Here is a 14,533-nt window from a genome sequence, read left to right as displayed (position 1 = left end):
TTCGATTTCGATTTCGATTTCGATTTCGATTCGAGTTGCGAGTGAAGTTGCCGGAAGTCAACCTTGCTGATTTGCAGATTCAGTCCCTGGCGGCACGCATTTGGGCCTCATAAGTATTCCCGCCGATGTTTATCCTACAATTTGGCGTGCCGTTCGATATGGTCACGGTATGCCAGGACGCCTTGCACCAAGTTGGAGGCCAGGGTTCGGAGGTAAGCGTCGGTATTGAGCAGACGTGACTCTTCCCGGTTGGTCAAGTATCCCATTTCCACGAGAACCGCGGGCATCTTCGCGCCCATCAGCACGTAGAACGGAGCCTCCCGGACGCCGTTGTCCCCCAGCTTTGGATGGGTGCGGCGCATGCCCTGGATCGTCCGACCATGAATCTTGGTGGCCAGTTCCTTGGATTCGCTGATCTTGGAGTTGAGCATCAGGTCCGTCAGGATGAACTGCAGATCGCTGATTTTTTTCGTGGACACGGCATTTTCCCGGGCCGCAACCCGCACGGCGTCCTTGTTCTTGGCCAGGTTCAGGGAATAGATCTCAAAGCCCTGCATGTTGGGATTGGGATGGGCATTGGCGTGCACGGAGATGAAGAGGTCCGCCTTCTGGGCGTTGGCCATGGCCGTGCGTTCCTCCAGGGGGATGAAGACGTCCGTGGTTCGGGTGTAGATGACGCGAAAGCCTTTTTCCTCGAGCATCTTCCCCAGGATCCGGGCCATGCGCAGGTTGACGTCCTTTTCCTTGATGCCGTGGGCCACAGCGCCGGGATCCTTGCCGCCATGGCCGGGGTCGATCATGATCGTGTTCACCTTCAAGCCGAGCTGCTCCACGAGGCTGGAGGCAATGCCCCCCGGTCCCGGGGCGATCTGCGGATTCCGCTGCTGAGCCGTCTGCCCGGAAGGCCGCGATGCCGAAGAGCCGGCCAGGCTTTGTGTAGCTCCACTGACGTCCACAACGATCCGGAACGGGCTTTCCAATGTGAAGACCCGAAAATCTTCAAGACGCTGAATATCCAGCACGACCCGGCTGACTTGCGGCTGATTCTGGCCGGTGCGAACCTGGCGCAGGATGCCGTCGGCAACCTGGAGTTGCGGCAGAGTCTCCGGCCCCAGAACCGTTCCCTGCAGGTCGATCATCAACCGGTGAGGCGTGCCCAGAGCCGGGTCCGGATTGAGCAGCCTGTGACTGAAGTCGATTTCGGCATCCACATCCAGAACCACCCGCGTGTATTCGTCGCTGCTCCAGTAGCGGACCTGGGTCAACTTGGCGGTTCCGGAGCCCGGCTCCACGGCGCGCGGCGCAACAGGCGGAGCGATCAGTGCCGCCGTGACTATGGGTTCTGGCTGGGAAGAGACGACTGAAGACGTTGCCGGAGCGGCTATCGCGGGCGCGGAGGCCGCAATGGCATTGCCGGGGGATGACGAATTGACCTTGGCCAGGAATGCGGCATCCAGCTCGCGAAGCATGGACTGGGCCTGGGGAGCCATATCGCCCTTGGGATGATTGTGCACAATTGACAACAGATCAATATAGGCCTGGGCCGAGTCATTCAAATGCTCAAGGTGGATCTTGGCCTTGCGCAGCAGGGCATCGTCCGCCCATGTGTGATTGGGGAATCGCAGAGCCACCCGCCCATAGTAATCCACTGCCTGAGTGTAATCCGCGGCCTGTCCGAAGCGTTGCCCCATTTCCTCGTGCACACGGCCCAGATAGAAAAGCGATTTGGGAGCTTCCGAGCCGTCCGGAGCTTTCTGATACGCACTATTGAACATGTTGCGCGCGGCAATCCATGCGGTACGCTGCTTGGACTGAACGGGATCCTTGAGCAGCCGCTGGAATTCGTTCCAGCCGCTGGAATAGTCCCGCTCGGCACTGGCCCGGCTTTCGCTTGCCAAAGGCCCGACGCACAAAAACCCTATCAGAAAAAGAAACAGAAAGTAGTGACGTATCGGCATAGTCGCCTCGGCTTGATTGGAATTATTTTTTCGACGCAGATAGGGCCAATGATTGCATTGCGAATTCCGGGCCAGAGGATCAAGGAAGAGATGAAGGGACCGCGGCAAAGGAACCACTGTATTCTTCAATGATATCTTCATCCCACGACGCGTGACAAGAGGTCAGATTGGCTATGATCCCATGCCAAGTCAAGAGTTTGCGTCAACTGCAATGTTGAGCAGCACGGCTGCAGTGGCCGAAATATGCTTGCGGAGCGACCTGGCCGGCTGGATTATCGCGGAAGATCTTCAGGCAGCCTCATTTCCCGCAGAAAGTCGGGCCAAAAACGGGCCAGCTCCATCATGGCGGCGGCCCTGTGGCTGCGTGCGTTCTTCTGCTCCGGCAGAAGCTGGGCGGAGGTCAGTCCCAACTCCTCGTCGAGAAAAAGCGGATCATAGCCAAATCCATTTTCACCCAGCGGCCTCAAGGCGATCTGACCAGACCAGCTGCCCCGAGCCAGCAACTCTTTTCCCCCTTGCACCGGCGCATGAACGGCAATCACGCTCACAAAACGTGCTTGACGAGATTTCTGAGGAACGCCTTCCATTTTGGCCAGCAAGAGGGCATTGTTGCTCTCATCCGTCGCGTCCGGCCCACTGAACCGCGCCGAGTAGACCCCAGGCGCCCCCCCCAAAGCCTCCACCTCCAATCCGGAGTCGTCGGCCATGGCGATCATTCCCGTCAACCGCGCCACGGTTCGCGCCTTGATCAGGGCATTTTCCTCAAAAGTCGTTCCGGTTTCGGGTATATCCCCGATTTCGGGAAAGGAATCCATGGTCAGCACCTGAACATCAAATTGTCCGAGCAAAGCCGCGATTTCCGCCGCCTTGCCCCTATTCCGCGAGGCAATAACAATTTCCACATTCTCTCCTTATTCTTCATCGAAATCGATATCGATATCGCAATCGAAATCGAAATCGAAATCGAAAAAAATCGATTTCTTCACCGCACAACGCTTTCGCTTATGGTACTGGAATGCGTATGTTGAAGAGTATGGTTCTTGATCAAGCTTGTTTCAATCGGTGTCGATTTCGATTGCGATTACGATTGCGATTTCAAAAGATCGAACACCAATCATCCTTCTCCCTGATCCGTTTTCCTGGCCAGCGTCATAACTTTGGGAAGTTTCAGGGTTGCTCTGGTGCCGGATGCTTCATTGCTTTCCAGCTGCAGTTCTCCGCCAAGGTCGACGACGATCTTGCGGGTCATGGCCAGTTCCAGGCTGGTGAACGGATTGAACGGCTGCTCCAGGACTTCACTCGGCAGACCGTGGCCGGAATCCGCGACTTCCAGGAGGATGTTGTCCTTGTCCTCTCGTGTGGAAACGCGCAACTCTCCGCCGGCAGGCATGGTGGAGATGGAATTTTTGATCAAGTTTTTCAGACACTGCTTGACCATTTCCGGATCGGACATGATACGGTCGATTCTCTCATCCAACTGCATGTGGACATGGACGGAGGGCCACTGAGCCGAAACATTCAGAGAATTCAAAGTTTGGACCACTGCGTCGTTGACGTCGAAGCGGTTCATTGTCAGTTCCAGCGGGCGGGAAAAGTTGATGAAGATGCGCAGAATATCATCCAGGCGTTTGGATTCGCTCAGAATGATCTGGATCTTTTGCATGGTGGTGGCGTCCAGCTTGGGCGCACGAACCAGGGTATTGGCAAAGCCGCCGATGGCGAACAGGGGATTGCGGATCTCATGGGCGATATACGTTGAGAATTCGCCGATGGCGGCGTACTTTTCCGCGGCCTGAAGGCGCCGGACCATTGTGGAAAGGTTGGTGCCGAGTTCGCTGATTTCATCATCGCCCTGGATGTTGAAATCAGCCGAATAATTTCCCTGACGGATTTCCCGGCTGATCCGGGAGAGCTTTCCGATCCTGTCGACAACATGCGCCCGCAGAAAAAGCAGAACGCAGCCGAGCAGTATAGCCAGACCGCCAAGAGCAATGAGCCCTCCGTAGAGTTGCATGGTCCGCAACTGGACGAAATCCCGGTTCATGTTCTGAAACTCGAATAGCGCTCCGAGTATCGGCTGGCTTGATCCATGGCAATGATAGCATTCCGGACCGTTGGCAATGCTCCGAACGCGCAGATAATAGGGGTCGCCCTGGAGTTCAAGCAGCATTCCCGAATCTCTGCCCTGGAGCAGGCTTTGATCCAACATTCCGCGAACTTCATGATGGTCGTAAATGTCGAGCAGGTCTTGCCGCAATGTTCCCGGCTCGGTGGAATACGTGATGTTTCCCCGGAAGTCGGTCAGGTAGACCCGAATATCATCGTACATTTCCGAGGCGACTCGGAATTGTTCATGCGTGCCGTCATTGTCGCCGCGAAGCATGGGGCCATCAATGGCCATGCTCAGCAGTTCGGATATCCGCATCCCCAGACGGTCGATCTGATGGATGGTGATCGCCTGTTTCCAGTAAAAATTGGCGGCGAACAACCCAAAAAAAACAATGCAGCTCACCAGGGTAATCAACCCCAAAATCTTCCACCCGAGAGAGATACGCGGACGCTTCATGGAGACACTCCTTGAATACTTGCGCACATATTACAGGCATACTCAGGCTTGACCTTTGTTTCAAGCCCCGGCATTGCACCAGCGTATTTTTTCAGTCAGCCGAGGTTTTTCATGATCTCTGTAATTCTTCCGATTCATAATGCCGCAAAGACGCTGCCGGCGGCTCTGGAAAGCCTGCTGGCGCAGACATGGGCGGATTTCGAAATCCTGGCTGTGGATGATGGATCGAATGACGACCACGGCACCGTTCCGGGCACCCACGCCGTTTTATCTGAGTATGCCGCTCTTGACCGACGGATCCGGCCGTTGTTCTTTGAGCATGGAGGAATCGTTCAGGCCTTGAATCGAGGGCTGGACTGCGCCGCTGGGGAGCTGATCGCCCGTATGGACGCCGACGACGTCTGCCATCCTGATCGGCTGCGGGTTCAGGCCGAATTCCTGCGGCTCCATTCAGAGGTCGGTCTTGTGGCTTGTGCGGCCGATTTCGGAGGCAACTCGAATCAAGCCGGAGGCTATAAACGCCACCTGGACTGGACCAACACTCTGCTCACCCATGACCAGATGTCCCTGGGGCGCTTCCGTGAATCCCCGCTGGTCCACCCCACCGTGATGTTTCGACGCCGCCTGGTGAAACAGTTCGGAGGCTACCGCGACGGGCCGTTTCCCGAAGACTACGAACTGTGGCTGCGATGGCTGGAGTGCGGGGTGCGCATGGAAAAAGCGCCTGAGATGCTGTATGTCTGGAACGATCCCCCCAACCGCCTTTCCCGAACCCATCCTCGATACGACGTCGCCGCGTTCTACAGAACCAAGGCCCGCTACCTGGCCCAGTGGCTGGCCGCGCACAACCCCGGCCATCCCGAAATCATGGTCATGGGAGCCGGACGAATAACACGACGCCGCGCCGAAATGCTCCTGCCCCACGGCGTGAAAATCACGGCCTGGGTGGATATCGATCCGCGAAAGGTCAACCGTCGCGTGGCCGAACGCCCAGTGATCCACCGCAACGACATCCCCCCACCCGGAGAAAGGTTCATCGTGTCCTACGTCGCCGGCCACGGCGCCGCGGAGGACATCACCGCCTTCATGACCAACCGTGGATACATCCAGGGCCGCCATTTCCTCCTTGCCGCCTGACCCACCACGTTCCTCGAAATCAAAATCGCAATCGAAATCGTTGTCCATGTCCGGTATCAAAGCGCACTTACTCACGCAACGTGAGCTTTGTCGTTTATCGGTGGTGCCCAAGTGTTGACATAGATATGGCTCTCCCCTCTTTTGCGATTGCGATTGCGATTGCGATTGCGATTGCGATTGCGATTGCGATTGCGATTGCGGGGAAGGCTATTCCTGAAACGCCGTAATCATGGCCTGCTCCAGTTGGCCGAGGGTGAACAGGTCGCGCAGGATCAAGGGTTGCATTGCCCGGTCGCCGAGGTCGAAAAGGGCGACAAGGGGGATGCTTTGGCTGCCCAGGCCGCGGAGCAGGGCCATGCCCGCCGGGTTGTCGTGGGTCAGGTCCACCTTGACCAGCCGCAGCCCGTAGCGTTCCTGAAAAGGCGCCAAGTTGGCCGGAGTGAGCACTGTTTTTTCAAGGAATTTACAGTTCGGGCACCAGTCCGCGGTAAACTCCACCAGCATGCGGTCCCGGCCCAGGGTTTCCATGTACAGATCCGCGGTAAACAACTCCCATTCACTGGACACCGGCCTGGCCGTCAGTGCCCATCCGCCCGCGGCCAGGACCAGGATCAAGGCCGCGGCCCGAATGGACCAGCGTCGCAGGGCGGAATGGGACAGGTTGGTCCATCCGCCCCAGATCCAGGAAGCCATGCCCGTAACCCAGAACAGGATCAGCACGGGAAAAAGAAATTCCTCGGACAGGAAGGAGAGCAGATAGATGCAGGTGGCCAGCAGCAAAAAACCCAGGGCCTTCTCCAGGTACAGGGTCCAGTTGCCTGGTCGGGGTAGAAACCGCACCAAGCGGGGGAAAAAACTGACCACGAAATACGGCGAGGCCATGCCCAGGCCGACGCAGAAAAAGACTCCGGCAACCACCAAGGGCGGCTGAACCAGGGTCCAGGCCAACACGCCGCCCAGAAACGGCCCGCTGCAGGGCGTGGCCAACAAGGTGGCCAGCATGCCCGTGAAATAGGCTTGGCCCTCACTGGACAAGGCGGAATCACCCTTGCGGCCCATCTTGAGGTCGATCACCGGCAGATTGAATACCCCGAAAAGGCTCAGACTCAAGGCCAGAAGCAGTGTTGCCAAAACAATCACCGTGGTCGGATTCTGAAAGAGCTGCCCCCAGACCATTCCGGTGAAGGAAAGCAGAAAGGCCAGGAACATGAAAAAAGTCAGGATGCCCAGAGCAAAAAGCTGGTTGTGATCCCGGAAGGCCTTGCGTTGGATTTCCATGTCTCCGGCCGAGGCATCAGGGATCAGCCCCCGGAGTTTCAGGCTGACCACAGGCAGCACGCAGGGCGTCAGGTTGAGGATCAAACCGCCCAGCAAGGCCAGCAGCAATGCCTTGCCCAAGCCCCGGACTTCCAGTCCGGGCTGGAATGAAACCGGCTCAAGACGTTCCGGGGCGAACTCTCCAGGTACGGCCTGAGCTGGTTGAGCCGTGCCCGGCGTGCCGGGTCGGACAAACGGCGTTCTGGTCGCGCCGGGCGACGATGACGGCAGAACATCCATCCAGGCCCGTTGATCCGGCTGCTCTGCCTCACCGGATGCGATCTGGTCGAACAATGCGTCAAGCGAATGCTCCTCGCGCATGTCGATAGGCCAGCAACTGCGATCCGAACAGAGCAGCATCCGCAGATGGACGTGCAAAACTTCCTCGTCGACCAGATCTTCCCGATCCGGCAAAAGAATGAACAGCGGAGTCGAATCAACGAAAGCCTCCACCAGCACCCCCGGCTCCAGGCTGTCCTCCTTGATGATTCCTGGTGGATACAGAACCTGCAGGTATTCCTCTTCAGAGGCGAGCATGGCCTGGAGCGTGGTGGGCATGCCGGTGGGGCCGGGATCGTGGGCATAGGCGTACCATCCGGGAGCCGGAGTGACCCAGAACACTCCTAGAAGGGATTCCCTGGGCAACGGGCCAAGATCCTCTTCCAGGACATGCAACTCCAGCCGGGAGGAATACGGAGCAGGAGCGGTATCCGCAAAAGCCGTTACCCTGCCCGCCCCTGAACCGGGTACCGCAAGCAATGCCGACAGAATCACAAGAAAAGCGACAAAAAAAGCCAGACAATGACGAGCACTTGGAAGGAGTTTTCCACTCTCGAATGAAACACCACGCAGTAATTTTTGAAACATGAGTCATCCGCCTTGACAAACTACAAGCATGAAGTCTAAAGATGTCGACTTGCCGTAAGGGCAAGTCGCTAGCAGCGGGTCACTAGCTCAACTGGCAGAGCAGCGGACTCTTAATCCGGAGGTTCAAGGTTCGATTCCTTGGTGACCCACCATAAAAAATCAAGGGTTTACGATGAAAATCGTAAACCCTTTTTTTGTACTTTTTGGAAATGGCCATTTCTTCTGCTCCTGTCCCGCTTTTTTCGATAAAAGGGTTTGCTCTTACGCCTTGTGCGTCTTCCCTATGCCATGCCGGAAGGGTGCAAGACAAGACGCATGGCTCGCCCGTCGAATCCCTGCTCCCTATCTGCACCCAACGTATCAACATAACAGCTGAGGAATCGAACACCAACCATTGTTCGGCATGAAACGCCGCTCATGCATGAGCATCTCTGAATAAGTCATACCAGTAAACTCGGAGATTCAGTTTCTTGCTTATTGACGAGTTGAGTAGTTCCACTTCGTAATCATTGCTCTGTTTGTTTTTTTGGTTTAGCGATAATAATAAAGCGATATGCTGATCGCATTGTGTATCAACACGGAAATGTTCAAGGTAATATAGTGATGGCGTTCATCAAGATTGACGATATTACACCGGGAATGAGCCTGGCCTCGGATCTGCGCTCCCGGGAGGGGCGCTTTTTGCTTCCCCAAGGGGCGGTGCTCAGTGAGAGAAGCATTCTCACCTGCAAGGCCTGGGGCGTCACCCGTGCCGAGATTGTCGGACACGAGCAGGAGGAGCTCACCGAGGCCAGAATGGCCGCGATTCCCCCGAAATTCATAATGCAGGCGGGACAATACATCCGCCCGTACCTGAATCATGTTGATCACCGACATCCGGCAATAGAAGAAATCACCAGAATTGCCATAGAACGCACTGCGCAAAGAATTGCAGCCGGTACGCCGGTATGGTGCGACGACGGAGACGGAGACTGCCCGCATTGTGAAATGGTCCCTGGCAAAAGCAGGCTCGGCGACGATGGGCCACGTGCCGTTTTACACTTGGTCCGGGAACAGGTTGGCTTGATATCCATGCCGGACATTTTCTACAAGATCATGCAGGTGATGGAATCCCCGTTCAGTTCCGCGTCCCACATAGCGGACGTCGTGGCCAAGGACAGCAGCCTGACAGCCAAGCTGCTCAAGCTGGTGAACAGCGCCTACTACGGCTTTCCTTCCAAAATCGGTTCCATCCGCCGAGCCGTGGCCCTTCTGGGGACCAAGGAATTGACCTCCCTGGCCTTCGGCATTTCCGTGGTCAATACGTTTGACCGCATTCCCAAAAAGGTGATGGATGTTGAAAGCTTCTGGAAACACAGCATCACATGCGGCATCTATGCCAGCCTTGTTTCTTCCTGGAAACAAAATCTATCCGGAGAGCGGTTTTTCGTCGCCGGGCTGCTCCACGACCTGGGGCGGCTGATCATGCTCAAAGGCATGCCGGACGCCTGTCGTGAAGCCATTTGCCTTTCCCGGAAAGAGCGGATGCCTCTGTTCCTGGCCGAGCGCAGGGTAATTGGCTTCGACCATGCCCACGTAGGCGGATTGCTGTGCAGGGAATGGAAGATCCCGGGATCTCTCGAACAGATGGTCCGGTATCACCATGCTCCTGCGAAAGCCGAAAACATCATGGAAGCGGGCATCGTGAATCTCGCCAATCTCATGGCATCCTTCACCTCGCCGGGAGCCTGCGGCGAAGGGGTGATTCCGCCTTTATGCGCAACCGGGTGGGAAAGCATGGGGATCGATGTCAGCGATCTTTATCCGGCGGTTGTGCTGGCGGAAAGACAGCTTGAAGAGATCATCCAAATTTTTATCGGCAGGGAGTGAACATCCCATGAACGAACTGGAACAACGTATCCTCAGCCTGGAGGAGGAAAACCGATTCCTGCGCGAAGAAAAGAGGAGGTCCGTGGACGCCCTGGAGATGGCCGCATGTCTCGGCCGATTCGACGCCAGGCCGGAAGCGGGCATCGACAGGGGCTTTGTCCTGCGCGAAACCGCCAAAAAAGTCAGGAACCTGATCAAGTGCAAGGTGCTGTCTTTTTTTCTGGTGGACTCGACGGACAACGGTTTCCAGCGTTCCTACTGCACACCTGAGGACTTTGGGCCGGACCTGGATGCCGAGGTCGACCAGCTTATTCAGGATCACCGCTTTGCCTGGATTCTCAGACGCGGCAGGCCAGTGGTCGTTCCGAGCACGGACAGGTCAAGCAAACTCTTGTTACACGCCCTTGCCACTCCTTCCAGGATCAGGGGCATGTTCATTGGAGTTCTCGACAAGGAGGTCGCTGATATTCCGGACGTGCAGCTGTCGCTGCTTTCCATCGTCTTGTTGTCCAGCGCGTCGGCTCTGGAAAGCATCGAGACCTATGAGCACATGAGCAAGCTGAACAAGGAGCTGGAAAAATACGCACGGGAAACGGAACGGCAGTACCAGGAAATTTTCGAAAACGCGCCGATTGGCATTTTCCAATCCACCCCCCAGGGACGCTACCTCTCGGTCAACCCCGAATACGTCCGCATCCTCGGCTTCCAGGACCCGGAGGAGATGATCGATTCCGTCACGGACATTGCGACACAGCTGTATGTTCGCCCGGAAGAGCGGGAAATTTACAAGGAGCAACTGAATACATCCGGCCAATCCTACAATTTTGAAGCAGAGTTGAGAAGAAAAGACGGCAATACGATTTGGGTTTCCATGAACACAAGAGCCAAGCGAACCCAGGACGGCAGGATGATCTACGAAGGTTTTCTTTCGGACATCACCCAGCGCAAGCATGCCGAACATGCCTTGATGTATGAACAAAAGTTGAACCAGGCCATCAGCGACAGCGCGCCCGGCATGCTTTTTCTCTATGACCCGGAAGGCCGTCTGGTTCGCTGGAACAAGAACCTTGAATACCTTTCCGGCTATTCCGCCGAAGAGTTGGCCGGCATGCAGGTCATGGACTGGTATATAGGCGATGAACAGAGCCGCAAGGCGGTTCAGGACGCTATCGCCATGGCCATTGGGGAAGGTTTGGGGGAAGCCGAAACTTATCCGCAAATCAAGGGCGGCGGGAAGATCCCTGTCTATCTCAGAATTAGTCGATTCGCCATTGAGGATAAGCAATATTTTGTTGGAGTCGGGATTGATATCTCCAGGCTCAAGAAAACGGAAGAACAGCTCAAGGAAGTCAGCGACCGGCTGGCCGTCATCCTGGAAAACATCCCCGCAGGAGTCGTTGTCCACGACATGGACGGGCAATTTATTTTTGTTAATGAAAATGCCTGCCGGATCAGCGGATATTCACGCCGGGAGTTGATGACCATGGCCGTGACGGATTTGGATCAAAGCGCCTCTTTATCACAGGAAGCCGTTCGTTTTTGGCATGAACTGAATTATGATGAATCGCGTTCCGTCGAAACCAGACTAATCCGCAAGGACGGCACGCAATACCCCGCCGAAATACGTTTGAACCCCATTAAAATGAATGGAGAACGCGTTCTCCTGGCCATTGTATTCGACATCACCGAGCGAAAAATGACGGAACAGGTTATCAAGGACGCGCGATTTGCCGCGGAAGCCGCGAATAAGTCCAAATCCGAATTTTTGGCCAACATGAGCCATGAAATCCGGACCCCCATCAACGGCATCATGGGAATGATGCAGCTTCTGGAAACCACATCCCTGGATAACGACCAGAAACAGTACGTGCAGTTGACCCTCTCTTCCGCCAAACGGTTGAACCGGCTGCTCTCGGACATCCTGGATCTGTCCAGGGTTGAAGCGGGGAAGATGGCTGTCCTGGAATCAGAGATCAACTTCACAGAATTACGGGATTCCGTTGCCGGTCTTTTCTCCATCAACGCAAGAAACAAAGGCATTGAACTCATTTGCAATGTGGACCAGGCTCTGCCGCCGACGTTGATCGGGGATGAAACACGCATCCGGCAGATATTGTTCAACTTGGTCGGCAATGCCTTGAAATTTACGAAAATGGGCAAAGTGTGTTTGGAAGTCGGCTTACTGGAGTCAACCAGTAATGGTCTACGAGTCCGTTTCACGGTCCAGGATACGGGCATCGGCATTCCCGAGGACAGGCTGACGGATATCTTTGAACCCTTCAGACAAGTGGAAGGAAACTACACGCGCTACTATCAGGGCGCAGGTCTTGGTCTGGCAATCGTGCAACGGCTGGTGCACCTGATGGACGGAAGCATCGAGGTTCAAAGCGACCTCGGCAAGGGAACCAGGGTTGAGGTGGCATTGTGGTTGAAAACCGGGCAGCAGGCTTCTCAGTCCGGGATGACGATGAGTTCCGGCAAGATGACAAAGCCACGGCGCCTGCGCATCTTAATGGCCGAGGACGAACCGTCCAATTCTTTCGCAACGAAAAAACTGCTGGAGAATGCCGGGCATGTCGTCACCCTGGCCGAGGACGGCCGAGAGGTTTTGGGCCTGCTCACGGCTCAGGAGTTTGATTGCATACTCATGGACATCCAGATGCCCGTCATGAATGGGATTGAAGCTGCCAGAGAGATCAGGAGGTTGGAGGATGAAAAAGGAAAGTTGGGAGGTGAAAACCCCAATATTCCAGCATCTCAGCATTCCAGAATCCCCATCATCGCCCTGACGGCCTATGCCATGCTTGGCGACCGGGAAAAGTTCCTGCAAGCGGGCATGAACGACTATTTGGCCAAGCCGGTGCGAATGAAGGATCTGGAGTTGGCCATCAACAGGCTTTGCGGCTGATGCCGTTAAAGGAGCCTGGCATGATTCAGTCAACAGCCATCGCTCCGCCAGGTGAAGGGTCAATCCCAGTTCACGTCACAGCAGAGTACCAGTGTTCCTTGCGGTGTCTGGACGGTCCGGGAAAACGTCACGCACATATGCGCACCGGTCAGGGACAGGTAGGGGCGGGTGCACTGAACGCGGCCGGGATTTGCCACTGCTCGCCGCAGATAGAACCGCCGTGACCAGTCCGCGTCGCTGGTGTTCTCCAGCGGCTTGAAGCGGGGGTCCTGGTTCTGGGCGTATTTTGGTGAAAGCATGTTCAGCCCGACCTGGGCGCCGTCGCTCGTGATTAGAAAACAGCGGACACATTTCTCGTGGGCAAAAAATGTCCTGCCGGCGACTTCCAGGGAGATTCCGGACTCCACTTCCCGGACCATCTCGTCGAACAGCTTTTGATAATGACGGATCTTGTCCTGCTTGGACGTCTCCTCGTTTTGAGCAAATGACTTGAAGAAGGAAAACAGCGCATCAAAGCTGAATTCCCGCATGGCCATCGGGTTGGGTGTCGGCATGGCGAAATGATATCCCTGAACGAAATCTACGCCCGATTCCATGGCTATAAGAGCCTGCTCGAAGGTTTCCACCCCCTCCATGAGCACCAGGCACCCAGCCTGACGCAGCAAATAGACCAGGTCCGGCAGGATGTCCCTGGTATCGGGCCGCGCCGTGGCCTGAACCACAAAGCTGCGATCCAGCTTGATGATATGCGGTTTGAGGCTCCAGACTCGCTCGAAATTCGATCCTCCGGCCCCGAAGTCATCAAGGGCGATCAGGCATCCGAGGCTTTTGTAGTACTCCACCGTCTCCTGCAACAGATTTGTATCCTCGATGGGGTGCTCAACGATCTCTATCACCACGCGGTGGGCGGGCAATGCGAACCGGTCCAGCAATTCGCTGAAAAAAGATCCCATCTTCTTTCCTTGCTGGACGACTCGTGGGTGAACATTGAGAAAAAGCCAGCTCAGGGGATCGTTCAGCAGGGTAAAATTGCGAACATGGACATGGCGGGCCATCCGGTCCAGAACGATCAGTTCCGTAATGCCGTTGCATGCACTGAACAGCGCGGGCGGACTGATGGACCGCCCCTGATCATCCTTGGCCCGAATCAGAGCCTCCATGCCGATCATGCGCTTGTGGGCCAGACTGTACACGGGCTGAAACGCACTCTCCAGCGTAATCGTCGCCCTCCCCGGCAGGGTGATCAGCCCGCTCCCTTCCAAAGCCATATCGATTTCACTGAAAGAAAGGGGCAGATGGGGTTTCGTCATTTTCTCTTCTCGCCGGTGGTGGTTTTGGAATGATTGATGCCGTTGATTCAAGAATGCTCGGCGTGTCCTTGAAGAGGAACGCGGGCCGAAGCAGGATGGCAAATGCCGACCTGCGTTTGTATTGAGCGGACCTGCATAAGCATATTACATGCCCCAGTGAGTGCATTGGCCGAGTATATGCCATCCTGCCGGACACAAGCGCTTGATTCTTCTCGTTTCCGCTGCTGTCCACCCGAGACCCGCAATGAACTCCCGCAACATTATTGTCATTCCTGAAAGAAAACATTTCATTTATGTCAACAACGCGAAAAGGTCATAAAAACGAATTATTGGGTTGATGGAGATGCTGTTGCCGCCAAATGGTGGTTGATACAATACGCAACCTCCGCCTTCATGGCATAAAAAAAGGAATCCGGGCATGGCCTGGATTCCTTGATTTACCGGTGGTGGGCGGTCGGGGATTTGAACCCCGGACTTCCACCGTGTGAAGATGGCACTCTAACCACTGAGTTAACCGCCCACGTTTCTCTTTATTGCAAAGCACCAAGGTTGGCAAGAAAAATATTCATGAAACAGCGCAATATGATGCATATAACTGGAC

General features: G+C 55.6%; 8 protein-coding genes and 2 tRNA genes. 4 read left to right on the top strand and 6 right to left on the bottom strand.

What is annotated here, in order from left to right; genetic code table 11:
* Window positions 1-134 precede the first annotated feature (134 nt).
* From BLP93_RS07525 to BLP93_RS07515, 3 genes are all read right to left on the bottom strand, one after another.
* The gene (locus BLP93_RS07525; RefSeq protein WP_161946229.1) at window positions 135-1,958 is read right to left on the bottom strand and encodes an N-acetylmuramoyl-L-alanine amidase; all 1,824 of its coding nucleotides are present in this window, start codon (window positions 1,956-1,958) and stop codon (window positions 135-137) included.
* A 272-nt stretch (window positions 1,959-2,230) separates the two neighbouring features.
* Window positions 2,231-2,860, bottom strand: coding sequence for an RdgB/HAM1 family non-canonical purine NTP pyrophosphatase (gene rdgB, locus BLP93_RS07520; RefSeq protein ID WP_092119435.1), 630 nt, complete (start codon window positions 2,858-2,860; stop codon window positions 2,231-2,233).
* A 212-nt stretch (window positions 2,861-3,072) separates the two neighbouring features.
* Complete coding sequence (locus tag BLP93_RS07515) at window positions 3,073-4,524, bottom strand: sensor histidine kinase (RefSeq protein ID WP_092119432.1); 1,452 nt, start codon at window positions 4,522-4,524, stop codon at window positions 3,073-3,075.
* A 111-nt stretch (window positions 4,525-4,635) separates the two neighbouring features.
* On the opposite strand from BLP93_RS07515, the gene BLP93_RS07510 reads away from it, so the two are divergent.
* Window positions 4,636-5,661: a glycosyltransferase family 2 protein gene (locus BLP93_RS07510; RefSeq protein WP_092119429.1), complete on the top strand. Its 1,026-nt coding sequence runs from the start codon at window positions 4,636-4,638 to the stop codon at window positions 5,659-5,661.
* A 207-nt stretch (window positions 5,662-5,868) separates the two neighbouring features.
* Here the strand turns inward: BLP93_RS07510 and BLP93_RS07505 are convergent, their stop codons facing one another.
* Complete coding sequence (locus BLP93_RS07505; protein ID WP_092119426.1) at window positions 5,869-7,845, bottom strand: cytochrome c biogenesis protein CcdA; 1,977 nt, start codon at window positions 7,843-7,845, stop codon at window positions 5,869-5,871.
* A gap of 76 nt (window positions 7,846-7,921) precedes the next feature.
* On the opposite strand from BLP93_RS07505, the gene BLP93_RS07500 reads away from it, so the two are divergent.
* The 3 genes from BLP93_RS07500 (at window position 7,922) to BLP93_RS07490 (ending at window position 12,622) form a co-directional block, all read left to right on the top strand.
* Window positions 7,922-7,997, top strand: a tRNA-Lys gene (locus tag BLP93_RS07500).
* Between the two features lie 451 nt (window positions 7,998-8,448).
* On the top strand, window positions 8,449-9,714 hold the full coding sequence (locus BLP93_RS07495) for an HDOD domain-containing protein (RefSeq protein ID WP_092119423.1): 1,266 nt from the start codon (window positions 8,449-8,451) through the stop codon (window positions 9,712-9,714).
* Window positions 9,715-9,721: 7 nt separating this feature from the next.
* Window positions 9,722-12,622, top strand: a complete 2,901-nt coding sequence (locus BLP93_RS07490) for a PAS domain S-box protein (RefSeq protein ID WP_161946228.1) — start codon at window positions 9,722-9,724, stop codon at window positions 12,620-12,622.
* Window positions 12,623-12,681: 59 nt separating this feature from the next.
* On the opposite strand, the gene BLP93_RS07485 is transcribed toward BLP93_RS07490, so the two are convergent.
* Together BLP93_RS07485 and BLP93_RS07480 are read right to left on the bottom strand one after the other, a co-directional pair.
* Window positions 12,682-13,932: an EAL domain-containing protein gene (locus BLP93_RS07485; RefSeq protein WP_092119417.1), complete on the bottom strand. Its 1,251-nt coding sequence runs from the start codon at window positions 13,930-13,932 to the stop codon at window positions 12,682-12,684.
* A 444-nt stretch (window positions 13,933-14,376) separates the two neighbouring features.
* Window positions 14,377-14,452: transfer RNA gene (locus BLP93_RS07480), tRNA-Val, on the bottom strand.
* Window positions 14,453-14,533 lie beyond the last annotated feature (81 nt).

The sequence above is a fragment of the Desulfonatronum thiosulfatophilum genome (assembly GCF_900104215.1).
GTDB classification, from domain to species: domain Bacteria; phylum Desulfobacterota; class Desulfovibrionia; order Desulfovibrionales; family Desulfonatronaceae; genus Desulfonatronum; species Desulfonatronum thiosulfatophilum.
The sequence above is the reverse complement of the archived record's forward strand: the minus strand, read 5'-3'. Positions and strand labels throughout refer to the sequence as shown.